Raw genomic sequence first — 26,909 nt, forward strand, 5'->3', positions numbered from 1 at the left:
TGTATAGGCTCCGGTTTATTTCATGCAGAGAGGGGAATCTTGAGTTTTGTCTACCAACAGCAATCACCATTCGAATCGCAGTCATAAAGGCTATAAACGCACCGTTTCCGCTCTTTTGGCAGCTTCACTGGCATTAGGCGGGGCAGGTGCGGTATATGCGGATACTGCGGTGCAGACATCCGCCTCAACAGGTGTGACTACTGTAACCGGTACGGGAGCCTTCAGCGATATCGCAACCGGTTTCTGGGCGGAGAAGCATATTTACAAGCTCGCAGCCCAGGGGATAATTATCGGAAATAACGGGAAGTTTCGCCCCGGCGATTCCGTAACCCAGCAGGAAGCGGTTCTGATGGCGCTGCGCTTCATGCAGCTTGACGGTCAGATCAGCAGCACGGCAACAGCGCTGCCCGCCGGCATTGAAGTCTCCAACTATTACAAGCCCTATGCTGTGCTCGCATTCCAGAACAATCTGCTTGACAAGGTGAGCGAGTCGGCATCCGATAATTCCAAGACCGCTTGGGGCAGCCGCAAGGCAACCCGTGAATGGGTTGCAGAATTGCTTGTCCGCGCCCTCGGCAAGACCGCCGACGCCCAGGCGGCAGCGAGCGAGCCGTCAGGGTTTGCCGATGACTCCAAAATATCCGCAGACAAGCGGGGGTACATAAACGCCGCAATCGATCTCGGCCTGACCAATGGCCTCAGCGGAAACCTGTTCAATCCGCAAGGGGAAGTAACCCGCGCCCAGTTGGCAACCTTTCTGAGCCGGGCTGAAACCCAGTCCCAGGCTGTCTATGCCAACACAACCAGCGGTATTGTCACAGCTATAGGCAGTGGCAGCATTGCTGTGTTCGGCGGGGTCTCCAATGCCGTGTATTCGATGGGAACGTCAACCGGCATATTCGCAAGCACTTCGGAAACCGCAATCAAGACAACGGATATACCTCTCTACTCCAAGGTTACCTTGATCGGGAAGGACGGAGCGGCATCCTATGTGGAACTGACCGATCCGAAGCCTCAGGTTGAGAACATTCAAGGCAACTTCGCACGGCTGTCCGTATCAGGTGGAAAGCTGTGGTTGAAGACGGTCGACGGCTATCCGGAATATGCTTTCGACAGCCAGACGGTATTTACAGATAAAGGCGGAAATACGATTGACCCCGCAACCATTACCGAAGACAGTACCGTAAATATTATGCGGGAGACGTATACTTCCCAGCGCAAGATTCTAAAAGTTCAGGTGACTTCGGGCATTGTCAACAAGACAGCCTCCGGCACGCTGAAGAGCATCGATACGTCTACCAAGACGATTGTCTTTACGGGGAGCACAGGAGCCGAAGAAAGCTATACTTATGATGATCTCTCTCAGTTCTGGTATCAGAATACGAAGCTGGCACCAACGGACCTGAAGTCGGGCTCTGCCGTCAATTTTACGATCAAGAACAGCGTGATCCAGACGGTTGAAGTGACCGGGGCCGTGGAACGCACCGTTTCCGGCACTCTCCAGGAAATCGGGGATTCCACTATCGTCTACAAGACGGCGGATGGCAAGCGCGCGGTCAAGCTGCTGGCTGACAGTGTAGGTATAACGATTCCCGGAATGTTGGCCCCGTCGGCCAAAGATCTGGTCGCAGATTCGGTTGGCGGAGATAAAGTGGAGCTGACACTGAACGGCAGCGATCAGGTAACCAAGATCACGGTGCTGAATCACCAATATGACCAGTATATTAGCTCATCTGTGGTAAGCTACGATTCTACAACAGGCATGCTGACGCTGACCGACCTTTCCGGCGGGGCCCATGTGGTCAAGCTGAGCAAGGATACCGATGTGTACAGCTTTGATGGAAGCAAGCCTTCGCTTTCGGTGTTTGGCGGTCAGTTACTGCAGGGCAAGAAGCTGAATGTCATTGCAATTGGTGATCGTGCTCTCTCGGTCAAAATTGTGTCCAGCTATGAGGGAACCATTCAGGATATCAGCCCTACAGGGCGATACTTCACATTGAAGACGTCCAATGGTCAGAGTCTGAAGCTGTATGATCCGGCAACTGTAGAAGTGTTCGGCTTGAAGAGTCCTTCCCTGAGCAATCTTGCCGTGGGAGACTCCGTAACCGCGCTCTTGACCAACGGGCAGGTCGACGTATCGGCTGTCAAGAAGATTCAGAAGCTTCAGCTGCAATTGACTTCGGTGAATGCGGTATCCAACAAGCTTGGCGTGAAGTGGGGAAGCTACACCGATGAGCTGAATACTGCGGGCATCTCCGTAACGGACGAGAGCGGAGTGTCGGCCAGTCTTACCGCACTAAAAGCGGGAGATTACATCAATGCCAGCTTCTCGGGCAATACGCTTCTGGCCCTACAGACCGTATCCCAGAAGATGGGTCAGGTGACGGGAATCGATGCGGTGGCAGGTGCGCTGACGGTGAAGGATTTCGCCGGCGCCTCTCAGACCTTTAATGTTGCCGGAGGTGTCAAAATCGACCGCAGCGGCACGGTGAACACCTCGCTTGGCAGCCTGTCGCTGTCCGAGCGTGTGGAAGTGCGCAAGGATGCCGATGGAACGACGATTGCCGCCGTTCTTCCGGCCTTATCGAAGAGCTTCTCTGGCTACGATTCAGTTAATAATTTGATGAGCTTCAAACGCTCAACGGTTGATGAAGCCTATCAGTTCACCCTTTCGACAAATGTATACATTCACCAAGGCGACACGACATTATCCGTGCAATCTCTCAAAGAAAATGATAAACTTACAGTATATTTCAAAAACAATGTCATTATTGAAATAGTGAAGCAGTAAGGTACGGCGGCTTGCCTCCAGGAGAATCCGTCTTGACGCATGGCTTCAGCCATGCGCCGGGACGGTTTTTTTAAACAGCAAGTGAAGAATGGAATGCCCGCCGCCTTGTAATGAAAGGCACCATCGGCTATAATACATACTTTGCCGGACTTTCATGTGATGCAATTGTAAGATGCCGCTGCTGATGCCGGACGATAGTGATGTGCGAGGTACACATATGAAGATTTCGGATGTCCGCCATATTCTGGACACGATCGGCGATATGTTCCCGGATGCGCAATGCGAGCTGAACCACAGCAATGCGTTTGAACTGACGATTGCGGTTCTGCTGTCCGCCCAGTGCACGGATGCGACGGTGAACAAGGTCACCGAAGACCTGTTCCGCAAGTACAAATCGCCGGAGGATTACCTGTCCGTTCCGCTGGAGGAGCTGGAGCAGGATATTCGCCGGATTGGATTGTACCGCAACAAAGCCAAGCATATCCGCAGCCTATGCGCCATTCTGATCGAGCAATATGGAGGCGAGGTTCCGCAGGCTCACGATCAGCTCGTGAAGCTCCCCGGAGTCGGTCGCAAGACGGCCAATGTAGTCGTATCGAACGCTTTTGGCGTCCCGGCGATCGCAGTTGACACGCATGTCGAGCGGGTTTCGAAGCGCCTCGGCCTGGCGGGCTGGAATGATTCAGTCTTTGAAGTGGAGAAGAAGCTGATGAAGGCTGTCCCGAAGGACGAATGGACGCTGACGCATCACCGGCTCATTTTTTTCGGGAGATATCACTGCAAAGCCCAGAATCCGAAGTGCCAGGTCTGCCCGCTGCTCGATGTATGCCGGGAAGGCAAGAAGCGTATGAAAACGTCCCGAGTCAGGCAAGCTAAGAATTAAGGCCAAGGCGGAGACGAATGAGTCAGAAACAAAGAAGAGGATGGGATCGTAAATGAAGTGCATTTCCGTATACACCGATAATTTTGAATTGTTCTCGGATATTTTTGACCGGGTTGTGGACAGTTCAATGGAAGAGAACGAAGAGCAGGAAGTCGAAGGCGTGACGATCAGTCATTCTGGCGATGTTCCGGAGCATTACCTGGAGCGCATGTCGCAGAAGCCCGAGGTTGTCGTCATGAAGGACAAGTCCCGCGGACTGACGATTCTGCAGCATGGCAAAGTATTCGAAATTCTGCTGCCGGTGCTCGAAAGCGCCTAAGCGGCTATAACTGAGGAGTCTCCCTTACAGGGAGGCTCTTTTTTGTGTTTTTTTAATTTGGAAATATTTAAATTTTATGAACTGCTGCCGATATATATAGAGCAATCATCTACTATTCAGCTCCCTGCCACAATGACGCTCATTAGCATCAATATATACTCTCGATATCATCAATCAGAAAAGGTTGCTGCCCATGTTTGCTGTGCCCCAAGACAGGATAATTGTGAACGGAGAATATTCTATCCCGCTAGTTATTCTCTCCATCGTCATATCATGCTGCGCCTCCTATACGGCGCTCTTCATGAATCAGCGTATCCAGCAGAACAGCTTCTTTCACAAGTCGTTCTGGCTGCTGATGTCCTCCATAGCTATGGGCCTCGGGATCTGGTCGATGCATTTTGTGGGAATGAGCGCGTTTATGCTTCCGATCACCATGAAGTATGATCCGTTCCTGACCGTGATCTCGGCCTTTCCCGCGGTTTTCGCTTCCTACTTAGCTTTTTATTTTGCCAACCGGCCAAGCGTCAGCCATTGGTCCAGAGCGGTTGCCGCATTTTCCATGGGGCTAGGCATTTCGTCCATGCATTATATCGGGATGGCGGCCATGAAGATGGAAGCGGGCTATAAATATAGACCCTGGATATTTCTGGCGTCGGTTCTCATTGCTATAGTGGTATCCTATGTGGCATTATTTGTATTTTCGGCCTTGCAAAAATATATGGCTCATCAACTGATCAAGCTGTTGACCTCAATTCCGATGGGGCTTGCGATTACGAGTATGCACTATACAGGCATGTCCGCCGTTGTGTTTTATACGGAAACCCCGCTGCACAGCAATTTGCATCAAATGCAACAAATGGACATTACCCTGCTGACGACGGTGGTAGTCACCGGGGTCTCGCTGCTGCTGCTGATTTCCGGCCTGACAAGCCTGCTGGACCGGTATGTGGATCACCGGCTTCATTTCTTTGACGCCCTGACTCTGCTGCCAAACCAGAGAAAGTTCGAGCAGGATCTGAATTCCGTAAAAAGCGCCCGCAGCCTCGCAATTGTTCACATCCATAACGTGGAGAAGTGGATCAGTATGCATGGATATACCTTCGGAGATACGATCATTCAGGCAGTAGGAGAAGTGATTCAGAGCATGAAGTCGGCTTCAGCCCAAATTTATCGGATCGAGGAGAACCGTTTTGCTGTTGTTGAGGCGCAGGATTCAGAGGAAACCTTGAATAAAGCGATGGAACGGACACTGGCTCTTCTAAAAAAGCCGCTCCACATCCATAATCACCGGCTTGCTGTTGAGATGGTATGTGCGGTTTCCCATTCAAACGGCAAAGAAAAAAGGGAGCTTTTATCCAATGCGATGGCGGTCCTCCAGCATCCCTCAATCCAGTATAATCATGAAATCATTGAGTATAATCCGGAAATTCACACATACAGCTATGAACGGCAGATTGTTCAGGATATCGGCAATGCCATCGCCGGGAATGAGCTGTTCCTGGTCTATCAGCCCAAAGTGAGCTCCAAGTCGCTGAAGCCTGCAGGCGTTGAAGCGCTGCTGCGCTGGCAGCATCCGAGATTCGGCCAGATATCCCCTGGAATATTCATCCCGATCCTTGAGGAGAACGGTAAAATCTTCGATGTAACCGACTGGGTGATTGAAGAAGCATGCAGGCAGATTTCCGAGTGGCGGAAGGAATCCGTTGACATAGGCCATGTATCCATCAATATTCCGGGGTCGTATGTGACTTCATCCCGGCTCCTTAACGTTATCCACGATAACCTGTCAGCATACCGGATCGAGACCCGCTGCATCGAGCTGGAAATTACCGAGACGAGTGTTATTGAAGATATCGAAAATGCGATTATCGCTATTGCCCGCTTCAGGGAGCTCGGACTATCTGTGGCGCTGGATGATTTCGGAACAGGCCTATCGTCCCTGTCCTATCTGAAGCGGATGCCGATTTCGACCATCAAGATCGACAAATCCTTCGTTGACGGAGTACCGATCTCCGATAAAGACTCGGCCGTGCTGAACGCAATCATTACGCTATGCTACTCCCTGAATCTGAATGTCGTGATCGAGGGCGTTGAGACCGAAGGCCAAATGGAATTTATCACTTCCATGACGGAAGCGCCGCTGATTCAGGGATATTATTTCTCGCGTCCGCTTATGACCGATGAGTTGGTTGCCTGGTTCGCTAAGAGAGCAGCATTGAATAAGGCAGCGGAAGCGAAGCGGGGAGAGCAGAGGGACAGGTGAGCCGCACAACTGATAAAAGAATGACATAGCCCGTCCGGTCCACAAGACTGTTCGGGCATTGCTTGTTTCCCTCTTTTGCCTGCCTCCGCAATGAGATCATTCGATTGGCATTCAACCTCCAGTGAGAAAAAGATAAACAATAGGAAAAATCAATGTCATATGTCATTTTTTCCTGCTAAAAAGCCACGATCTAAGCTTTGATTTGTGCCAATCCGGTGATAAAATGAAATTATTCCATTGATATTTAACATTTGTTATTAAAATATTTGTTATGTCGCAAACAAAAAGCCTCTTGAACGATCAATATGTTGGGGTGGGATGCGAATGGAGCCGGCAGGGATGAGACTACCTGTACAGAATACAGGGGATTTGGAAAGGACGCTGGGAGAGCTTCATAGCCTGGCGGAACGGCACGGAGACCGGGATAGAGCCCATATCTATGAGGAGCTGGCGCTCAAAGCAAATATGCGCGAGCTGACCTTTACGTTCTGCGGACATTTTTCGGCAGGAAAATCGAGTATGATCAACGCGTTATGCGGCAAAGAGCTGCTTCCGTCGGGGCCGGTCCCGACTAGCGCCAACATTGTGTCCATTCGCAGTGGAGCGCCCCGTGCCATTGTCCGGCGACGGCTGACGGACGGCGCCGAGGATGAGCTGCTCGTATCTCCTGAACAGATGAGGGAATATTGCCGTCTGGGAGGGGAATACAGCTCGATCGAGGTGTGGGAGGATGTTGCGCTGCTCGGAAGAAGCGGTGTTCTGATGGATACGCCAGGTGTGGACTCAACGGATGAGGGTCATCAGCGGGCTACCGAGACCGCACTTCATCTGGCGGACATCGTCTTCTATGTGATGGATTACAATCATGTGGAGTCAGAGAACAACCTGTCCTTCGCCAAAAATCTGAGCGAGTGGGGCAAGCCGCTGTATTTGATCGTCAATCAGATCGACAAGCATCACCAGAACGAAATTCCCATTGAGGTCTATCGTGAGCAAGTGGAAAGCGCTTTCCGAAGCTGGGGCGTTTCTTATGCAGGTGTACTCTTCACTTCATTGAAAGATCAAGGGCATGAGTTCAGCGCCTGGGAAAACCTTCCGCTGCTGATCCGTGATCTGCTGAAGCGCAGGGAGGAACTGCTGGCCTACAGCCTCTCTCAATCCATGCACCATACAGCCGAAGAAAGTCTGGAGTCTCTGCGCGAGGCGCAATCTGAAGACCGAGAGCGGCTTCTTCAGGAGCTGGATGGCACAGGTCCGCAGTCTCCGGCTGCGGAGGCCGCAGAGCTGGATGAGGAAGAGCAGCGGCTTGATTTCATAGCGGATGAAGCAAAGGCAGAAATACGCAAGAGGCTGGACGCTCATCTCGAGAACGCCAATCTGATGCCGGCGGATATCCGTGATCTGGTGAGCCGGTTGGCCGAGAGCCTTGCACCCGGATTCCGAACCGGTCTGTTCACAACGGCGGCCAAGAAGGAACGGGAGCGAGCCGTCCGGCTGACCGCACTGGAAGAAGCGCTTCGGCGCCAGCTGGCTTCGCAGCTTGAAATCCATGTGATTCAGCTGCTCCGCGAATGGGGCGAATCGCTGGAGCTGTGGAGAGATGAGGAGGAGGCGCAGCTGAAGCTGAGCTTTCCTCATGCGGATTCAGGCTGGCTGTCCGGCGCGATCAAGCCGGGAGCCCCTACCGGTGGGGAAGCCCTGCTGCAGCTCTGCCGCGGGCTGGCCCTTGAGCTTCGGGGCGGCTTCCGCAGGGCCGCCCTCGGCTCCGCCGACCAGCAGCTGGCTGCGCTGCCGCCGCTGCTTGCGAAGCGCCGCGCAGAGCTGGCGCTTCGCCGTGCCGCCGCCGGGCGGCGGGCCGCAGCCGCGGCCGCCCTGGCGGAGCTGGACCGCGCGGAGCAGACCCGCGCGTCCGAACTCGCGGCGCTGCTGCCGCCGCGACTCGCGCTCGCCCCCGGCCTGCTGCCGGAGGTGAGCGCATACCCCCGGGCGGCCCGCAGCGCCGCCGCCCGGCCGCAGCGTCCGCCGCTAGCGCCGGCGGACCCGGTGTCGGCCGCCCGTCCTGCGGCGGCCGGACACGCGCCGGCGGAGGGTCGGCGCCGGCTAGGAGAGGCCGCGCGGCTCCTGGAGCGCGCGGCAGCCAGGCTGGCGGCCGAGCCGGCGATGGCCTCGGCGGCGCGCAGCCTGGCGGCGCGGGCCGCCGATCTGGACGGCGGCCGGTTCACCCTGGCGCTGCTAGGAGCGTTCAGCGCCGGCAAATCCTCCTTCGCCAATGCGCTGCTCGGCGAAGAGGTGCTGCCCGTGTCGCCGCATCCCGCCACGGCGGCGGTGAACCGGATTCTGGCTCCGGAAGGGGAGAACCGGCACGGGACAGCGAGGGTCGTTATGAAGAGCCGCGAGGAATTCCGGGACGATCTCCGTTATTCCTTCAGCGTGCTTCAGCTTGGAGAGCCGGACGCCGGTTCGTGGACAGAGGCCGTGAACAGGCTGCCGGAACGGGGACGGGGACTTCACCCTTCATTGCTGCCGCATGCCGGGTTCGTACGGGCGGCGGCAAGAGGGTGGAAGGAGGCGGAACGGCATCTGGGGATCGTCCGGACTGTTGAACTGCCGGAGTACCGGGAGCTGGTGGCGGAAGAGAGCAAAGCGTGCTTCGTGCGGAGCATCGATCTCTTCTACGAAAGTCCGGTTACCCACAGCGGAATCGTGCTTGTTGATACGCCGGGCGCGGACTCGCTGCATGCGCGGCATACAGGCGTTACCTTCAGCTATATGAAGGAAGCGGATGCGATCTGCTTCGTCACTTACTATAATCATGCGTTCTCCAAAGCAGACAGGGGGCTGCTTATGCAGCTTGGCCGGATCAGGGAGAGCTTTGAGCTGGATAAAATGTTCTTTATCGTCAACGCATCCGATCTCGCGGACAACGAGGAGGAGCTGGGGCAGGTGCTGGAGCAAGTGGCCGGGAATCTGCGAGCAGCCGGCATCGGCCGGCCCCGTATCTATGCACTGTCCAGTCTTCGGGCGCTGGAAGCCCGGAAATCGGGGATTGACCCGGAGCCGTCCTTCGGCTTCGGTCTCTTTGAGAATGAATTGTGGCGGTTCGCCGGACAGGAGCTTCCCGGTCTAGCGTTGAGTTCCGCCCGCGAGAGCCTGAGCTCGGTGCGGAAGCGGGCGGAGGAATGGCGGGAGATGGCTTCAACCGCCGAGTCTGAGCGGGAGGCGGAAGTCAACCGCATCGGAGAGCGGCGAAAGGCGGCGGAGAACGCGCTGGAGCGGTTGTCCAGGGATGATCGGGTGCTGCGCGACATAAGACGGGAGGGCGAGGAGCTGCTCTATCATGTCCGCCAGCGGCTGGGCTTTGCGCTGGGAGGAATGTTTCAGGAATCGTTCCACCCCTCCTTGCTGCGGAGCGATGCCGGGCCGATGAAAGAGGCATTTGCCGCCTGCGGACGGGAATTATGGCGGACCGCAGGCGGCGAGCTGGAGGCCGAGCTCTGGGCGACGACGCTGCGCCTGTCGTCGGCGGGCCGCAGACTCGTCTTGTCTGCGGCGGACGCCATAGTGGAAGAGCTGGGCGGCTCCGGACTGACCTGTGAGGGAGAGGCCTGGGACGAACGGTCCTGGCCGGCGCCCGGGCGGCTGGAAGCCGCGCTGCCGGAAGCCGCGCTGCCGGAAGCCGATTGGGATCGCTGGTGGCCGTTCTTCAAATCGCCGAAGGCCTTCTTTGAAGGCGGAGGCCGGGATGCGCTGCGGCGGGCGGCGGAGCCGCAATTGAAGGAAGCGATTGCGGCGGCTGCTGCGAAGGCCGAACCCGCGCTGCTGGCGCATTATGAGACCCTGGCCTCCGAGGCGCTTGCCACCGCGGCACGGGAGCTTGCATCGGCGCTCAAGGAACGGGAGATCGCCATGTTATCGCTTCTGAAGGGGGGTGATACGGCGGAACGCTGGGCGGCTCTGGCGCAAGAGCTGCAACAGATCGAATCCGGAATGGCCTCCCTGTAATGGAGAACTCTTGAACTCTCTTTTTGACGAGTAACAAATGGTATTGTGAAGTTTGCGGGAAATTGTCGAAAGAAGTCTTGCAATCTGCCGCCTCTTGGAAGAGAATAAAGAAAGCCTGAAAATTTGCAAAAACTTATCCGGCGTTTGCATATAAGCTGCAAACCATGCCGCAAACATTTGCCGAAAGAGGTTGGATACCGATATGTGGGGATCTCCCTATTCTGCTCACAGCCGCAAGCTGATGCTGCTGGGCAGCGGAGAGTTGGGCAAGGAAGTGATTATTGAAGCACAGCGGCTTGGTGTGGAGACGATTGCCGTCGACCGCTACAAGGACGCTCCGGCGATGGGAGTCGCCCACAGGTCGTATGTGCTCGATATGCTGGACGGGGAAGCGCTGAAATCGCTGATCCGCTCCGAGAAGCCCGATGTTGTCGTACCGGAGATTGAAGCAATCGCGACAGACGCTCTTTTGGAGCTGGAAGAAGAAGGATTGTATGTGGTGCCGACGGCCCGGGCAGCCAAGCTGACCATGGACCGGGAGGGTATCAGGCGGCTTGCCGCCGAGAAGCTGGGTCTGCCTACGGCGGACTACCGCTTCGCGGACAGTCTGGACGAGCTGAAGAGAGCCATCGGCGAGCTGGGAACGCCCTGCGTGATCAAGCCGATCATGAGCTCATCGGGCAAAGGCCAGAGCATCTGCCGGACGCCCGGCGATGCGGAAAGCTCTTGGGAGACGGCGCTGGAAGGCGCGCGCGCCAAGGGGACCAGAGTTATCGTAGAGGCGTTCGTTACGTTCGAGAGCGAGATTACGCTGCTCACTGTCCGGTCTTCATCAGGGACCGTGTTCTGCCCGCCGATCGGCCACATTCAGAAGGACGGCGATTATGTGGAGTCCTGGCAGCCGCATGCCATGAGCGCAGAGCAGCTCGCCAGCGCCCAGCATATCGCCCGCCTCGTGACCGATGAGCTCGGAGGCCGGGGGATATTCGGTGTCGAGCTGTTCCTGACGAAGGAAGGCGTTCTGTTCAGCGAGGTAAGTCCAAGGCCGCATGATACCGGCATGGTGACGATGGCAACACAGGATTTGTCCGAATTCGCTCTGCATGTCAGAGCGGTGCTCGGATTTCCGGTCGAACCGGTGACACTCTTGTCTCCGGGAGCGTCTGCGACGCTAAAGGCCGGACAAACTGCTGGCGGAAGGGCTTTTGCCGTAACCGGCCTGGAGCAAGCGCTGCGGCTTCCCCGCACGCAGGTCCGGGTATTTGGTAAACCGGAGGTACGTCCGGGACGGCGTATGGCCGTCGCGCTGAGCGCGGCGGATCATGTTGATCAAGCGCGGGAGACAGCCAAACTGGCGGCCTCACTGCTAAAAGTGGAGGTATGCGAAGATGGACAGTAGTATTCAGGCACCGGCTCTTCAAATCCGCAAATATGAGATGAATGATTTGGAGACCGTAACAGCGCTGCTGAGATCATTCGGTTATCCGACAACTCTCAGCGTGATGAGAGACAGAATGCAGACTGTGGAGAACAGCGACGCTCACTGCACGCTGATTGCCGAAGTGGACCATGAAGTCGTCGGTATGATCGAACTGCGGGAAGTAGTATCTTACTGCAAGCAGAAGGATACTGTCGCTGAAATCACTGCCATAATCGTAGCGGAGCAGCTCCGGGGTGAAGGTCTTGGCAGACGGCTTATGAACGCCGGTGAAGAATGGGCGAGAAGCCTGGCCTGCAAGCAGCTGTTTCTATGCAGCGGCAACCGCGTAGAGCGTGCGCCGGCGCATGCTTTCTACCGCCATCTGGGCTTTGAACAAAAAGGCTACCGTTTCAGTAAATCGCTCTTATAGCCGTTCTTTCCTAATGATCGATTAACGCCATCCCTGCTGCCGGCAGGGGTGTTTTTTTTGAACAATATCTGCGATCAGGTCGCCTTAAGGCACAATAATGATATGTAACCCGAACGGAGGTTCTTGAAACGGATTGCCAAGGCATGCGCTGGGAGGGTAATTTAGAAGACGTTTTTTTCGTTCGGCTGCTGAATTAGGGGCAGGCTCTAACTGCGCTACCGGGTCTTTTGTCATTGCCCTTCCCTCCGTTTTCATGCTAAAATTTTTGCTAACATGCACGGGATTAGTCGTCGCGCGGCAGATTCGGACCTCCCGGCGAGGCGGGCACGAGGCGAAAGGAGAACTAGAATGGCCTATAAATTGGCGGTGGGAAGCAGCGACGGGGAAGTCGTGGATCAGCATTTTGGCAGAAGCGAGCGTTTTTATATTTATGAGGTGGAGGATGCCGGGACCTGGAGTCTCCTGGAGATCCGGGATAACGCTACGACCCGTGATGAAGGAGAGCATAACGGCGGAGAGCTTGCCCGGACGATTGATCTGCTCCGGGATTGCAGCCAGGTGCTCGTGATGCAGATCGGCCCGGGAGCGCAGCAGACGCTCAAGAGCAAGGGTATAACCGTGTATTCCAGCAGGGGAACGGTTGAGGATGCTCTAGGCAAGCTGATCGCCTTCGAGAACAAGCGCAAAAACCGGTTGTTTCTGGACCGAAGCCAGGCGGAGTGAGATAGCAGCTTTGGCTTACTTTGTCGTCCCGAGAGGCCATTAGCGGCTCCTTCAGCAATAACGGCGGACCGCTTCCGGTATAACCGGAGGCGGTTCGCCGTATTTTTTTAAATAAACATAAGCGATTTCAGGTTTGAGAAGGATCGAAATGACTGAGCTGCCAGCCGATGCCGAACTTGTCATTCACCATGCCGTAACACTTGCTCCAGAAGGTCTCCTGCATATCCATGATGACGGTGCCGCCTTCCTTCAGCTTGGCGAAGAAGGATTTCAGCTCCTCCACATCGCTGCTGTTCACAACCAGGCTGATATTATTGCCTTCGATAAAGCTCGAGCCCGGAAGGACGTCGGAGAACATGAGCCGTCCCCCTTTGATATCGAGAAAAGTGTGCATGACAAGGTCCTTGGCTTCCTCGGGGAGTGTGAACTTCGGATTCGGCGGATTGTCACCGAACGTCATGACAGGCTGCTTGTCCACTCCGAAAACTTCCGCATAATACTCCACGGCTTCGCGGCAATTCCCGTTAAAGTTGATATACGTTTCGATGGCCACTTTTTTTCCTCCTTAAGTAAGGTATGGATGGGGGGTTCCCCTTATTCATTCTAATACATGCCCATACGCTTTCCCAGTCTTGACAGTCTGCCGGAACCCTAAACAGCATAGAAAGATTAAGAATTTGTAATCGCTCGCATCACGACTCTATCCTCACCAAGCCCGCATCTTTCTCATAGTCTATAGGCAAATGCCTTATTAGATCAGGAGGAAGAACCGGATGATCAGAATCAGCTTGGATGATCTTCAGCCGGGAGGACGCAGGAAGCCTGCCGCTCCCGAGGTGAGAAAATGGGATGGTGAGGGATGGACTATCAGCGTTCCCCAGCCGGAATGGAATGAACGAAGCGGTGCGGAAGCCTGCGCCCTGCTGCCGGCGGAACCGGGCTGGTACCGGATCGATATTCACGGCGGCGGCACAATCGCGGAATCCGGGTCTGCGGAGAAGGAGACAGCCGCTCTCAGTGACAGCGGGCTCAACGAGCTGCGCGCGGCCTTCCCGCATCCCGCGCCCTTCCGTCTAGCGGAAGGAACGCTGTGGGGATACATTGCCGACAACGGACGGACGGCCATCGAGCCGCATTACGAATATGCAGAGGAGTTTCAATCGAACGGCCTGGCAGTCGTCCAGCGCAGCGGTCTGGCCGGATTGATCGACCGCACTGGGAAGGAGACAGTTAAGCCGTCGTTCAATTATATCGGCAACTTCTCGGAGGGCAGCGCGCCGGCGAGCGACAGCAAGGGCTACCTGCTGATCAATGAGAAGGGCAAGCCGCTGACCGGACGGCGATACGAATATTTGAACGGTTTGAAGGATGGCCGGGCACTGTTCTCCAGACAGATGGCGGAAGGAGTAACGAGATACGGCTATCTGGACCGGGTGGGCCGTGAGGTGATTCCTCCCCGGTATGAGGACGCAAATGAATTCAGCGGCTGCCGGGCGCTCGTGAAATTGCAGGAGAATGAGTTTGCCCTGATCGACACGGAAGGGACGGTCCTGCATACGTACCAGCATCCCTATGTCGGGACGCCGGGGGACGGGCTGCTTCCTTTTCAGGAGACGGTGAACGGGCGTTACGGCTACATCCGGGAGGATGGCAGTACGGCGATCGCGCCTCAGTTCACTTCGGCGCTCCCTTTCTTCGAAGGCCGGGCGGTAGTCAATACCGCAGAGAATTTCGAGAATGGATATGGCTTGATTGATTCGGGCGGCCGGTTTATCGTCCAGCCGGGCTACGAGCAAATCGAGCAGATGGGCGAGAATGTGATTGCGCTTGGCGTGCCGCTTGACCCGGCCCAGCCGTTCAGGGGGAATGTATTTACAATTGCCGATGCGGAGTCGGGGACGGTATTGAATGCACATCCCCTGCGCGGCGTGGACCGTTTCAGCCAGGGGTTCGCCTCTGTCTACGACGAGCATGAGACGTATATGATCGATGTGACCGGCAGACGCGCACCGGGTCTGCCAGTCCTCCCCGGAACGGGAAGCTTGACGTTCAGCGGCCGGCTGATCCGCGCGAATGTGGATCAGCGCACGTCTTATTACAACCGGGACGGACGATTGGTTTGGAGTGAGAACACCCTCATCACGCTTCGTCCCCCGTACGCCGTCCAGGAAATCAAATTCCGGCCGAACTTCGATTATCTCGTCTATTATCCCGTAGTGAAAGGAATCGCCGATCCCTCCGTCATGGAGAGCGTGAATCGCAAGCTGAAAGAGCTGTCGCTCCCGGATGCAGGGACGCCGGCTGCCGAGCGGACCTCCAGCTATACCGGCGATTTCTCGGTTTCGTTCTTCCGGAAGATCCTGCTGCAGCTGGAACTGGAGGGTTACAACTACCCCTTCGGCGCCGCTCACGGGATGCCGACCCGGATCTATGAGAAGATCGATCTGCGAAGCGGCGTATTTTATCAGCTGAAGGACCTCTTCAAGCCTTCCGTCGATTATACCGGACCCCTGAGCGAAATTGTGGCCGGCCAAATCAAGACCGATCCTCAATATTCATATGTATTCCCTGACGCCTTCAAGGGGATCGCACCGGACCAGCCGTTCTTTGTGGATGCCGATGCGCTCTACCTGTATTTTAACCCGTACGATATTGCTCCCTATTCGGCCGGCTTTCCTACCTTCCGTATTCCGTTCGCGCAGATCATGGGTCTCATCAATACCAATGGAGCATTCTGGCGCTCGTTCCATTGATGGAATAGCTTAATATCCTCGGCCTGTAGCCTGCAACTTCCGGAGCGGCTCTGGCAGAAATTAACGTCTCCCACAGCATGCGTAATATGTTACAATGACGAAGGAACATGTTACAAAAATGTAATCATTGCCTCGAACATCACGGCATCGATAAACATCACGAAAAGGGAGATGGCAAAATGAACAGCAAAATGAACAGCAAAATGGTCAAAGCACTCATCAGCGGAAGCGTGGCGGCGGTACTGGCGCTAGGCATTTCTTTGCCGTCGCAGGCAGATGCGGCTTCAGCGCAGACTTCAGATAGCGGAACGATTACGTACGACCAAATTATGAATTTTTGGAAACAATTCTATAATCAAGCCGGCTCCGGTTCGGTGAAGACCACCGTACCTGTCACCGGGGTAACTCCGGCTAAACCGGCAGCGGGAACATCGGGTGGAACAGGATCGGCGGACTCTGCCGGAACTGCAGGGACATCGGCAGGCACAGGTTCCGAGACCAAGCCAACCACCGGAACAACCGCTCCGTCAACAGGAACGACGACGCCGACTACAGGAACAACGACGCCGTCTACAGGAACAACAGCGCCAGCCACCGGAACGACAACGGCTGCTTCCGACTCCTCTGCGTATGTGAAAGAAGTTGTATCGCTGGTCAATGCGGAACGCGCCAAAGCGGGACTTGCGCCGCTCAAGGCTCTTGACAGCCTGAACAAGGTGGCTGCTGCCAAAGCGACGGATATGCGGAGCAACAACTACTTCTCCCATACTTCGCCGACCTATGGTTCGCCGTTTGATATGATGAAATCCTTCGGCGTCAGCTTCGGCTATGCAGGCGAGAATATCGCCATGGGACAGAAGACGCCGCAGCAAGTAATGAATGACTGGATGAACAGCGCCGGACACAAGGCCAACATCCTGAGCAAGAACTTCGATTCGATCGGCGTGGGCTTCGACAACAACTACTGGGTTCAAGAGTTTACCGGCAATTAAGCTGCGAGCTTTAAGCCGCTTCGGACATCTTCGGATGGCCGGGGCGGCTTTTTTCTTGAGCCGTGCATTTGCATTAGGGCTTGCTTTGGAATTTGCAAAATGTACATAGAAGAATTATGTTTAAATACAGCAGAATTTGTGGAGAGAACGGAGGAATCGACTTGAAGGATTTCAAATGGCCCTGGAGAGGCATCGCCTTATTGTCCATCGCCGTTACGCTGATGCTCGTATTCGGCTTCATATATGCCGCTCAAGATGTTATTTATCCCAAAGGGGCCGCATCGGCTGAGGCTCTGCCGGAGAATTCAGCCGCCCCTGGCGCGGAGACTTCGGGCAAGCTCCGGATTGCGGCGGTCGGAGACTCGCTCGCCAAGGGAACGGGAGACGACAAGGGCGAGGGCTTCGTGCGCCGCGCCGTCGCCGGTCTGTCCTCCAGCGGGACGCCGGCCGAACTTGTAGGCAATTTGGGCATCAACGGACTGACGACTGCGGGCCTGCAGGCGAAGCTGAAGGAGCAGGGCGTGAAATATGTTCTGGAACAGGCCGATATTATCCTTGTGTCGATCGGCGGCAATGATTTGTTCCAGGGGGCGCAGAGCATGCTGAATGAAGCATCCGGGTCCGGCGGCAGTGCAGAGGCTGGCGGTTCTGCCGGCTCAGGCGGCGCGGCTTCCGGTTCCTCAGGCCGGGGATCGGCCGGGACCACGTCCAGTAGCGGCAGCGCTTACGCCGCGCCGGGCAGCGGAAATGAGGCCGGTTCCAACACGGCAGCCGAAGGCGAAACCGCTGACTCGGGCCGCGCATCTTCTGGCGAGGTCTTGCAGGACCTCGATCCCGCGAAGATGATGGGAGACATCCCCGCCGCATCCAAACGGCTGGAGACGGTGCTGAACGGGATCGAAGCGATCAATCCGAAGGCGAAGATTTACTATGTCGGCTTGTATAATCCCTTCGGGGATATAGAGGAAATGCTTCAGCCCGGCAACGAGGGCGTTACAGCGTGGAATTCGGCTGCTCTGGACATCATTAACCGTCATCCCAATATGACGCTGGTCCCGACCTTCGACCTGTTCGGCGGTCATCTGGACAAGTATTTGTCCAGCGATCATTTTCATCCGAACGGCGACGGCTACCAGCGCATGGCGGACCGGATCGTCCAGGCGATACGCTGACAGAAGGGAGTGGAATCGCATGAACACAATCCGCAAAGAGAATGGGCAGGAGGAAATCGTGCTGTCCGTCCAGGGCGTCCGCAAGAAAATCGGGCGGAAATGGATCATCGACAATGTAACCTTCGATGTCCGGCAGGGTGAAATCTTCGGCTTCCTGGGCCCGAACGGAGCAGGGAAGACGACCACCATCCGCATGCTGGTCGATCTGATCCGTCCGACTGTAGGCACAATCGCCGTCTGCGGCCATAACGTCAACAAAGAGCCGGAGAAGGCTCTTCAATATGTCGGCTCCATCGTGGAGAATCCTGAGGTTTACTCCTACCTGACGGGCTGGGAGAATCTTCAGCATTTCGCCCGGATGCAGCCCGGCGTGGACGAGGAGCGCATCAAGGAAGTCGTGGCAACGGTCCGGCTGGACCAGCGCATCCACGACAAGGTCCGCACCTACTCTCTCGGGATGCGCCAGCGGCTCGGCATCGCCCAGGCGCTGCTCGGGCGGCCCCGTCTGCTCATCCTCGACGAGCCGACGAACGGGCTGGACCCCAAAGGCATCAAGGAGCTGCGGGAATTTGTCCGCGAGCTGGCTGACGAGGGCATGGCCGTCTTCGTATCGAGCCATCTGCTAAGCGAAATTCAGCTGCTCTGCGACCGGGTAGCCATCATCAGCAAAGGCCGCGTTCTGGCCGTCGGCACTGTCAAGGAACTGGTCTCCCGCAATTCGCCTTATGTGCTGTGGGAGCTGCATCCCGCCGAACAAGGCGCCTCCTTTCTTCGGTCAAGACCGGAAGTAACAATCGCCGATCCCGCCGGGCTGGTGCTTGACGACACCGTTGTTGCCAACATGGGCAGCGGGACCATCGTCACCATTATGGATGAGGCGGCGGTGCCGGATACCGTCGTTTCGCTTGTGGGGGCAGGCATCGAGGTAAGGGCTGTACATAACATCCATCCGACCCTTGAACAGCTATTCCTGAAACTGACGGAGGGTGAGACCATTGATTAGCCTGCTGCCGCTTATCAAGAACGAATGCATGAAAATTATCAAGAAGAAGCGTTTTTACGTCATTCTCCTGATCCTGCTCGTGCTTGTCCCGATGTTCACCTATGCCCAGATGCGGTCCGCCGAACGGAACAGGGAGAAATTCAGCTCCGATTGGAGACTGGAGCTGCAGCAGCAGATTACTGACAACGAGAACTCGCTCAGCTCCAGCCGCATTCCGGAGGAATGGAAGACATATCGTCGAATCTTTATTCAGCAAATGCAGTATTATCTCGACCATGATGTGAACCCGAACGAGCCGAGCGGGGTCACGTTCACGCGGGAGTTTCTGGACAACTCCGTCTCCCTGTTCATTCCGCTGCTCATTATGGCGGTAGCATCCGACATCGTATCCGGGGAACGGACGACGGGCACGATAAAGATGCTGCTGACCCGTCCGGTGAGAAGGTGGAAGGTGCTGTTCAGCAAGCTTGCGGCGCTGCTGATGTTCGTATCGCTGATTATTTTGTCCACATTCCTTGTAAGCTATCTGATATCAGGGCTTGCATTCGGCTACAGGGGCTTTAATGTGCCTGTCTTCACGGGGTTTCAATTGCACGGCGATACGGTCGATATGTCGGCCGTTCACTCGGTGCCGCAGTGGAAGTACCTGCTGATGCAGTGCGGGCTGATCTGGTATGTCAGCGTCGTCGTGGCGCTGCTGGCCTTCATGATATCCGTTCTGTTCCGCAGTACAGCGGCAAGCATCGTCGTGATGATGGCGGCGCTGATCGCGGGCTCGATCCTGACCAATATGGCCTCGGCCTGGACGTCGGCCAAATATTTGTTCATGGTCAACCTGGGACTGACCAATTATTTGGCGGGCTCGCCGGCTCCGATCGAGGGCATGAGCCTTCCGTTTTCGCTGGCGGTTCTGGGCATTTGGGGCGTTGTATCGGTATTCATTTCATTCGCCGTCTTTACGAAAAGGGATATTTTGAATTAGAATGTACAAAGTAACCAAAACATTTGTTTGCATATTGGATAAGAGAAGAGAAGGGGGAACATGAATGTTCGAACAGGTCGATATGTTCGCTGAAGTCACAAAGAACGGCGCAGCAGACCGGACTGGATACGATGCTGACGACATTCAGGTGCTAGAGGGTCTGGTTGCGGTGCGCAAACGGCCCGGCATGTATATCGGCAGCACGAGCTCCTCGGGCCTGCATCATCTGGTCTGGGAAATCGTCGACAACGCCGTGGATGAGCATTTGGCTAAGTTTTGCTCCAAAATTGATATCGTCATGCGTAAAGACGGATCGGTTACCGTGACCGACAACGGCCGCGGAATTCCGACCGGCATGCATAAAATGGGCATCCCGACTCCGCAGGTCGTCTTCACCATGCTCCATGCGGGCGGCAAGTTCGGAGGGTCGGGGTACAAGAAATCCGGCGGTCTGCACGGCGTAGGCGCATCCGTCACCAACGCGCTGTCGGAATGGCTCGAGGTTGAAATCTACCGTGAAGGCAAAATTCACCGCCAGCGGTTTGAATATTGGGTTGACAAGGCCGGCAAGGAGCATGTGGGCGAACCTGTCACGGGCCTTGAGATTCTGGGGAATACGAACCGAACCGGCTCGAAGATTACGTTCAAGCCGGATATTCGCGTCTTTCAGAGCGGCATCAACCTGAATTACGATACACTGGCCGAGCGGCTGCAGGAAATCGCATTCCTTAATTCGGGGCTGCGCATTACCCTGACAGATGACCGGAACGGCCGCCAGGACGAGTTCTATTACGAGGGCGGAGCAAGCGAGTTCGTGCGGTTCCTGAACGAAGGCAAGGACGTCCTGCATGACGTCATTCACTTCAGCTCCGAGAAGGACGATATCGAGGTGGAGGTGGCGATTCAGTATAACGCCGGCTACACCGAGACGATCGCTTCATTCGTGAACTCGATTCCGACCCGCAGCGGAGGAACGCATGAGACGGGCTTCAAGACAGCCTATACGCGGGTGATGAACGACTATGCCCGGCGCACAGGCCTGCTGAAGGAGAAGGACAAGAATCTCGATGGCGGGGATCTTCGCGAAGGCATGATGGCAGTCATCAGCATCAAGATGTCCGAAGTCGAGTTCGTCGGTCAGACGAAGGATCAGCTCGGCAGCGCATCGGCGCGCGGAGCCGTCGACTTCGTCGTCTCGGAGAATATGCAGACGTTTCTGGAAGAGAATCCCCAGGTCGCGCAGAGCCTCCTGAAGAAATCCATTCAGGCTGCGAAGGCAAGGGAAGCGGCCCGCAAGGCGCGCGACGAAATCCGCAGCGGCAAGAAGCGCAGCGAGGGGACGAACCTCGGCGGCAAGCTGACACCGGCTCAGTCCAAGGACTTCTCGCGGACGGAGCTCTTCATCGTGGAAGGAGACTCCGCAGGCGGTTCCGCCAAGCAGGGCCGGGATTCGAAGATACAGGCAATCCTGCCGCTGAAGGGCAAGCCGATGAACCCGGAGAAGGCGCGGCTCCCGGAAATCCTCAAGAATGAGGAGTACCGGGCGATCATTTCGGCGATCGGCGCCGGAATCGGCTCGGATTTCGAAGTGGATGACAGCAATTATTCGAAGATCATCATCATGACGGACGCGGATACCGACGGCGCGCATATCCAGGTGCTGCTGCTGACCTTCTTCTACCGGTATATGAAGCCGCTGATCGACGCGGGACGGGTCTATATCGCCCAGCCGCCGCTGTATAAGCTGACGCGAAAATCGGGCAAGCTGGAGACGGTCAGATATGCATGGACGGATGAGCAGCTGCAAAATTACCTCAAGGAGTTCGGCAAGAACTTCGAGCTTCAGCGCTATAAGGGTCTCGGTGAGATGAACCCGGATCAGTTATGGGAGACGACCATGAATCCGGATACGCGCACGATGCTTCAGGTGCAGATCGAAGATGCCGCGAAGGCGGAGCGCCGCGTGTCCACGCTGATGGGTGACAAGGTCGATCCGCGCAAGCGCTGGATCGTGGAGAACGTCGATTTCACTGAAATCGAGGAATAATAACAAAGCGACAGTTTGAGGAACAGAAGGTGAATGCATGAGCAGTTTATCCGAACAATTTCTGCCGGCGTTTCTGGAAGAAGTCGTCGGCGACCGCTTTGGGCGGTATTCCAAATATATTATTCAAGACCGGGCTATTCCCGATGTGCGCGACGGGCTGAAGCCTGTACAGCGCCGTATCCTGTACGCCATGTATGACTCCGGCAACACGCCGGACAAGGCGTACCGGAAGTCGGCGAAGACTGTCGGTGACGTAATGGGGAACTATCATCCCCACGGAGATTCCTCCATCTACGAAGGCATGGTCCGGATGGCGCAGCCTTGGAAAATGGGCCATGTGCTTGTAGACGGTCACGGCAACTGGGGTTCGATGGACGATGATCCCGCAGCGGCGATGCGGTATACCGAGGCGCGTCTGTCATCGATCGCATTGGAGATGCTGCGCGACATCGAGAAGCGCACGGTGCTGTTCAAGGACAACTTCGACAACTCGGCCAAAGAGCCGGTGGTGTTGCCGTCCCGTTATCCGAATTTGCTGGTGAACGGAACGAGCGGAATCTCGGCAGGGTTCGCCACCGAAATCCCTCCGCATAATTTGCGGGAGACGATTGATGCCTGCATCGCGGTCATGCAGAAGCCGGAGATTGAGCTGGAGGAAATCATGACCTTCATCAAAGGTCCGGATTTTCCGACAGGCGGCCTCATTATGGGCGGCGACGGCATTATGGACGCATACCGGACGGGCAAAGGCCGCATTTATCTGCGGTCCAAGACAGAGATTGAGAATGTCCGGGGCGGCAAGCAGCAGATCGTGGTTACGGAAATCCCGTTCCAGGTTGTGAAATCCCGTCTTGTCACCGCCATGGAGAATATCCGGCTGGAGAAGAAGGTGGACGGAATTGCTGAAGTCCGCGACGAGAGCGGACGCGAAGGCCTGCGCATCGTCGTTGAACTGAAGAAGGAAGCCGACGCGCAGAGCATCCTTGCCTATCTGCTCAAGAAGACGGACCTTCAGGTGACCTATAACTTCAATATGGTGGCCATCGTCAATAAGGCGCCGCAGCAGCTTGGTCTTAAAGCGATTCTGGAGGCCTACATCGCGCATCAGCGTGAGGTTGTGACGCATCGCACCCAGTTTGATCTGGAACGCGCAGAGGACCGGGCTCATGTGCTTGAGGGACTGGTCAAGGCGCTCAACATTCTGGACGAAGTAATCGCTGCGATCAAAGCGTCGAAGAACCGCCAGGACGCCCAGAACAACCTGGTGTGGATGTTCGGCTTCAGCGAGCGACAGGCAGACTCTATCCTGACCCTGCAGCTGTACCGGCTTACCAATCTGGAAATCCGGACACTGGAGAAAGAACTGGAGGAGACGGAGAAGAAGATCGCTGCACTCCGGGCCATACTCGACAGCGACAAGAAACTGGTCAGCGTCATTCGCAAGGAGCTGATGGAAATCCGCGACAAGTACGGCATCGACCGCCGTTCCGCCATACAGGGCGAAGTCGAGGAGATCAAGGTCAGCCTCGAAGCGCTGGTCAATGCCGAGGATGTGCTCGTTACGCTGTCTGCGGACGGCTACATCAAGCGGACAAGCATGTTGTCCTTCACCCGCTCCGGCGGAGACCGGAAATCATCCGGCGCGAAGGAAGGCGACTACGTCACGAAGCTGCTGGATGTGAATACACGGGACAGCCTGCTTATTTTTACGCGCAAGGGCCAATACTTCCTGCTGCCTGTCCATCAGATTCCCGACTTTAAATGGAAGGACCCCGGCACCGCGATTGTCAATGTAATCGGGCTGTCCAAGGGGGACGGCATCGCCGAGATTATACCGGTAGGCGGTCTGGATGAGAGTGATCTCAGTCTGTTCTTCATCACCCGCAAAGGTCAGGTCAAGCGTACGGAGCTTAAGGAATATGCGACCAGCCGAAGCGGGGCCGTAGCCGCCTGCAAGGTGGCTCCTGAAGACGAGGTGCTCTCGGTTATGCTGAGCGGGGGAGATCAGGATCTCATGCTCATTACCCGTGAGGGCATGAGCATCCGGTTCCGCGAGAGCGAAGTGAACCCGATGGGCCGTGTGGCCGGCGGAGTCAAGGGCATTCAGCTTCGCGAAGGCGACGAGGTGGCTGCCTGCTTCCGGGTAGCGAATGATGAGGGAGAGGTATTCGTGCTTAGCGATCTTGGGTACGGCAAGCGCAGTCTGCTGCTCGATTATATCCCGCAGAGCCGGGGAGGCAAGGGCGTTCAGACCTTTGAATTCAAGGAAGGCAAGCGCGTCAAGCCTAATGGCAGCCGGATTGTGGGCGCATTCTACTGCAAGGAACCGGTGTCGGTTACCGCCATATCGCGGGACGGCCACGTATTCGAGCTTACGACGGAATCCGCCTCGATTGCCGAACGCAAATCGATCGGCAAGCTGCTCGTACCGCTGGACAAGAAAGACGAAATTATACAAGTGCATCGTTCGGTCGACTAGGCCGGATCAGAGAAGGCATCGTTCTCCGCTGGCGGAGATGATGCCTTTTTATCATTACGTGTCATGAAGAAGAGATCGGCAGCTGCTTCGCGGATACTCCGATGGGGTTATACTTATATGGATTCGAAGCCGAACCGGTAATTCCTGATACAGATGGAACGGAAGATAGGATAGACGCAGTTGGGGCAAAATACATATCACTTATTCACAATTGTCGGAGGTGTGGTCGATGCTGTCATCCATCAAACGCTTTCTCATTGGGCGTCCGCTGAAATCGAATGAATTAGGGGAACAAAAGCTGACCAAGACGAAGGCTTTGGCCATTCTCTCTTCGGACGCGCTGTCGTCCGTGGCGTACGGCCCGGAGCAAATCCTGATCGTGCTGATTACGGTTGGGGCTGCGGCTTTCTGGTATTCCATTCCGATTGCAGTCGGCGTATTGGTGCTGCTGGCAGCTTTAATTTTATCCTACCGGCAAATTATTTTTGCCTACCCCCATGGTGGCGGCGCTTATGTCGTATCGAAGCAGAACCTGGGGAAATATCCGGGTCTGATTGCCGGCGGCTCACTGCTTGTGGATTATATTCTGACCGTTGCGGTCAGCGTGTCCGCAGGAACCGATGCCATCACATCGGCGTTTCCTAGCCTGCATCCCTATAATGTAATTATCGCTGTCCTGTTTGTCTGCTTTATTACGACTTTAAATTTACGGGGGGTAACGGAGTCGGCTTCCATTCTGGCTTATCCGGTATATTTGTTCGTGCTGGCATTATTTATCATGATAGGTACCGGCCTCTTTCGAATTGTTGCCGGTCATATTCCTGAAGGTCTGCACACCCCGATCGGAACGCCTGTGGCGGGTATTTCACTGTTTCTCCTTCTGCGGGCTTTTGCATCGGGCAGCTCGGCTCTGACCGGGGTGGAGGCCATCTCGAATGCCATTCCCAACTTCAGGCACCCGGCCCCGAATAACGCCGCCAAGACGCTTGCCGCTATGGGTATTCTACTGGCATGTCTGTTCACCGGAATCGTGTTCCTGGCGTATTATTACGGAATCAAACCGATGCCGGAGGTCACGGTCGTGTCCCAGATCGCAGAGACGACCTTTGGGCGGAACGTGATGTACTTCTTCGTTCAGGGAACGACAGCTCTCATTCTGATCCTTGCCGCCAATACCGGCTATTCGGCATTTCCGCTGCTGGCGGTCAATCTGGCCAAGGACAAGTTCATTCCGCGCATGTTCACTGTACGGGGCGACCGGCTGGGTTATTCGAACGGAATCATCATCCTGGGCCTCTTGTCCATCCTTCTGATCATAGCCTTTGAAGGCCAGACCGAGCATCTGATTCCACTGTATGCGGTGGGAGTGTTCATTCCATTCACGCTGGCGCAGACCGGGATGATCGTTAAATGGAAGCGCGAGAAGCCGCCCGGCTGGCTGCCCAAATTAATCATTAACACAGCGGGAGCGCTGATCAGCTTTATCGTAACCGTGATGTTCTTCCTGACCAAGTTTGCCCAGATATGGCCGGTTCTTGTCTTTTTGCCGCTGATCATTATCCTGTTCTACCGGATCAGCAAGCATTATGAAGCGGTGGCCGACCAACTGAGACTGAGCACCTGTGAGCCTGCCGTCCCCATTGAAGGGAATGTGATCATCCTGCCGGTAGCAGGTATCACGCATGTCGTGGAGAATTCGCTGAATTATGCCAAGACGCTGTCGGCGCATCAGATCATTGCCGTCTACATTTCCTTCGAGCGCGAGGACGAGGCTGTGTTTGAGGAAAAATGGGCCAAATGGCAGCCGGATGTCCGGCTCGTCACCCTGTATTCGCCATACCGCAGCATTATCCAACCGCTCATCAAGTTTATCGACGCCGTGCAGCGGAAGGCAAGCGAATCGAACTATCAGGTAACCGTCGTTATTCCGCAGTTTATTCCGCGCAAAGGCTGGCATAACATTCTTCACAACCAGTCTGGTCTGCTGATCCGCACCAGTCTGCTGTACCGGCGAAATGTGGTGGTCACAACCGTGCCGTTCCATCTGAAGAAATGATGTCCATTTGATTTATGGGGTTATTTATTTTTTACCACTTGCAGGAAAAAGAAACTTAACAGCGAACCTATTTATAACGAATGATTCGTTGGAAAGGAAGGAACTGCAGTGAACTCCTTTGAATTCAGTAAAATCTGGCATAAAATTCTGAAGGATTACAAGGTTCATATGGAGACCAAGCTGGCTCCTACGCTGACCGATGCGCAGCTGACCGTACTTGAGCTCGTTCAGGAGCGTGGTGCGGCCAAGCCTTCCGATCTGGCCCCGCATCTGGCGACTAGCGCAGCAGCGGTAACCATGCTTCTTGACCGGATGGAGCGGGGGGGACTAATTGTTCGCGACCGGGATGCGGCGGACCGCCGAATCGTGTGGGTGAGCATTACGGATCTGGGACGAAAGGAAGCGGAGAGAGGACTTAAAGTGCGGAGCGACTTCTTCGCCGGAGTGCTGGATCATATCTCCGCCCATAACCAGCAGCTTCTGCTGTACTTGATGGGGAAGCTGGTAGCTCCGGGCAATGAATCGACAACGCTGGAGCTGAGCAGATAGACGGACGGTGTTGAACGGTATTGGTATTACATAGGACGGATGGAA

At 55.6% G+C, this 26,909-nt stretch carries 18 protein-coding genes; 17 read left to right on the forward strand and 1 reads right to left on the reverse strand.

The annotated features are described in order from the left end of the window. Window positions 1–46 precede the first annotated feature (46 nt). From KIH86_RS04960 to KIH86_RS04995, 8 genes are all read left to right on the forward strand, one after another. Window positions 47–2,791 (forward strand): S-layer homology domain-containing protein, encoded by a 2,745-nt coding sequence (locus KIH86_RS04960; protein ID WP_223086697.1) that lies wholly within the window; start codon window positions 47–49, stop codon window positions 2,789–2,791. Between the two features lie 217 nt (window positions 2,792–3,008). Next, complete coding sequence (gene nth, locus KIH86_RS04965) at window positions 3,009–3,674, forward strand: endonuclease III (protein WP_223086700.1); 666 nt, start codon at window positions 3,009–3,011, stop codon at window positions 3,672–3,674. Between the two features lie 52 nt (window positions 3,675–3,726). Continuing rightward, entirely contained in the window at window positions 3,727–3,993 is a 267-nt protein-coding gene (locus KIH86_RS04970; protein ID WP_038696958.1) for a hypothetical protein, read from the forward strand. 301 nt (window positions 3,994–4,294) lie between these two features. Beyond that, window positions 4,295–6,256, forward strand: coding sequence for a bifunctional diguanylate cyclase/phosphodiesterase (locus tag KIH86_RS04975; RefSeq protein ID WP_235775260.1), 1,962 nt, complete (start codon window positions 4,295–4,297; stop codon window positions 6,254–6,256). A gap of 339 nt (window positions 6,257–6,595) precedes the next feature. Then, window positions 6,596–10,258, forward strand: a complete 3,663-nt coding sequence (locus KIH86_RS04980) for a dynamin family protein (protein WP_223086706.1) — start codon at window positions 6,596–6,598, stop codon at window positions 10,256–10,258. Window positions 10,259–10,460: 202 nt separating this feature from the next. After that, window positions 10,461–11,657, forward strand: a complete 1,197-nt coding sequence (purT, locus tag KIH86_RS04985; RefSeq protein ID WP_223087695.1) for a formate-dependent phosphoribosylglycinamide formyltransferase — start codon at window positions 10,461–10,463, stop codon at window positions 11,655–11,657. Then, window positions 11,647–12,108, forward strand: coding sequence for a GNAT family N-acetyltransferase (locus KIH86_RS04990; protein WP_223086708.1), 462 nt, complete (start codon window positions 11,647–11,649; stop codon window positions 12,106–12,108). Before purT ends, KIH86_RS04990 begins: the two co-directional genes overlap by 11 nt. Before the next feature lie 348 nt (window positions 12,109–12,456). Continuing rightward, entirely contained in the window at window positions 12,457–12,831 is a 375-nt protein-coding gene (locus KIH86_RS04995; protein WP_223086710.1) for a NifB/NifX family molybdenum-iron cluster-binding protein, read from the forward strand. 127 nt (window positions 12,832–12,958) lie between these two features. On the opposite strand, the gene KIH86_RS05000 is transcribed toward KIH86_RS04995, so the two are convergent. Continuing rightward, window positions 12,959–13,384 carry a VOC family protein gene (locus tag KIH86_RS05000; protein ID WP_223086712.1) on the reverse strand — a complete coding sequence of 142 codons (426 nt, stop codon included), beginning with the start codon at window positions 13,382–13,384 and terminating at the stop codon, window positions 12,959–12,961. Between the two features lie 220 nt (window positions 13,385–13,604). On the opposite strand from KIH86_RS05000, the gene KIH86_RS05005 reads away from it, so the two are divergent. From KIH86_RS05005 to KIH86_RS05045, 9 genes are all read left to right on the forward strand, one after another. Next, on the forward strand, window positions 13,605–15,584 hold the full coding sequence (locus KIH86_RS05005) for a WG repeat-containing protein (RefSeq protein WP_223086714.1): 1,980 nt from the start codon (window positions 13,605–13,607) through the stop codon (window positions 15,582–15,584). A gap of 179 nt (window positions 15,585–15,763) precedes the next feature. Then, on the forward strand, window positions 15,764–16,576 hold the full coding sequence (locus tag KIH86_RS05010; protein WP_235775261.1) for a CAP domain-containing protein: 813 nt from the start codon (window positions 15,764–15,766) through the stop codon (window positions 16,574–16,576). Between the two features lie 161 nt (window positions 16,577–16,737). After that, window positions 16,738–17,748 carry a GDSL-type esterase/lipase family protein gene (locus KIH86_RS05015; RefSeq protein ID WP_235775262.1) on the forward strand — a complete coding sequence of 337 codons (1,011 nt, stop codon included), beginning with the start codon at window positions 16,738–16,740 and terminating at the stop codon, window positions 17,746–17,748. Window positions 17,749–17,767: 19 nt separating this feature from the next. Continuing rightward, window positions 17,768–18,751 (forward strand): ABC transporter ATP-binding protein, encoded by a 984-nt coding sequence (locus KIH86_RS05020; RefSeq protein ID WP_223086716.1) that lies wholly within the window; start codon window positions 17,768–17,770, stop codon window positions 18,749–18,751. After that, window positions 18,744–19,733 carry an ABC transporter permease gene (locus KIH86_RS05025; protein ID WP_223087703.1) on the forward strand — a complete coding sequence of 330 codons (990 nt, stop codon included), beginning with the start codon at window positions 18,744–18,746 and terminating at the stop codon, window positions 19,731–19,733. Before KIH86_RS05020 ends, KIH86_RS05025 begins: the two co-directional genes overlap by 8 nt. Before the next feature lie 64 nt (window positions 19,734–19,797). Then, window positions 19,798–21,780 (forward strand): DNA topoisomerase IV subunit B, encoded by a 1,983-nt coding sequence (gene parE / locus KIH86_RS05030; protein ID WP_223086718.1) that lies wholly within the window; start codon window positions 19,798–19,800, stop codon window positions 21,778–21,780. 37 nt (window positions 21,781–21,817) lie between these two features. Continuing rightward, entirely contained in the window at window positions 21,818–24,259 is a 2,442-nt protein-coding gene (gene gyrA / locus KIH86_RS05035) for a DNA gyrase subunit A (RefSeq protein WP_223086721.1), read from the forward strand. Between the two features lie 229 nt (window positions 24,260–24,488). Then, entirely contained in the window at window positions 24,489–26,315 is a 1,827-nt protein-coding gene (locus KIH86_RS05040) for an APC family permease (RefSeq protein ID WP_223086724.1), read from the forward strand. Between the two features lie 108 nt (window positions 26,316–26,423). Next, window positions 26,424–26,864, forward strand: a complete 441-nt coding sequence (locus KIH86_RS05045; protein ID WP_223086726.1) for a MarR family winged helix-turn-helix transcriptional regulator — start codon at window positions 26,424–26,426, stop codon at window positions 26,862–26,864. Window positions 26,865–26,909: the final 45 nt, after the last annotated feature.

It is taken from the genome of Paenibacillus sinensis (genome assembly GCF_019904155.1).
GTDB classification, from domain to species: Bacteria; Bacillota; Bacilli; order Paenibacillales; family Paenibacillaceae; genus Paenibacillus_AQ; species Paenibacillus_AQ sinensis.

Coding starts and splice junctions, on each gene's coding strand:
- KIH86_RS04980 (WP_223086706.1), top strand. CDS start 6,596: ATGAGACTACCTGTACAGAATACAGGGGATTTGGAAAGGACGCTGGGA.
- purT (WP_223087695.1), top strand. CDS start 10,461: ATGTGGGGATCTCCCTATTCTGCTCACAGCCGCAAGCTGATGCTGCTG.
- KIH86_RS05005 (WP_223086714.1), top strand. CDS start 13,605: ATGATCAGAATCAGCTTGGATGATCTTCAGCCGGGAGGACGCAGGAAG.
- KIH86_RS05020 (WP_223086716.1), top strand. CDS start 17,768: ATGAACACAATCCGCAAAGAGAATGGGCAGGAGGAAATCGTGCTGTCC.
- KIH86_RS04995 (WP_223086710.1), top strand. CDS start 12,457: ATGGCCTATAAATTGGCGGTGGGAAGCAGCGACGGGGAAGTCGTGGAT.
- gyrA (WP_223086721.1), top strand. CDS start 21,818: ATGAGCAGTTTATCCGAACAATTTCTGCCGGCGTTTCTGGAAGAAGTC.
- KIH86_RS05040 (WP_223086724.1), top strand. CDS start 24,489: ATGCTGTCATCCATCAAACGCTTTCTCATTGGGCGTCCGCTGAAATCG.
- KIH86_RS04975 (WP_235775260.1), top strand. CDS start 4,295: ATGAATCAGCGTATCCAGCAGAACAGCTTCTTTCACAAGTCGTTCTGG.
- parE (WP_223086718.1), top strand. CDS start 19,798: ATGTTCGAACAGGTCGATATGTTCGCTGAAGTCACAAAGAACGGCGCA.
- KIH86_RS05010 (WP_235775261.1), top strand. CDS start 15,764: ATGAACAGCAAAATGAACAGCAAAATGGTCAAAGCACTCATCAGCGGA.
- KIH86_RS04970 (WP_038696958.1), top strand. CDS start 3,727: ATGAAGTGCATTTCCGTATACACCGATAATTTTGAATTGTTCTCGGAT.
- KIH86_RS04990 (WP_223086708.1), top strand. CDS start 11,647: ATGGACAGTAGTATTCAGGCACCGGCTCTTCAAATCCGCAAATATGAG.
- nth (WP_223086700.1), top strand. CDS start 3,009: ATGAAGATTTCGGATGTCCGCCATATTCTGGACACGATCGGCGATATG.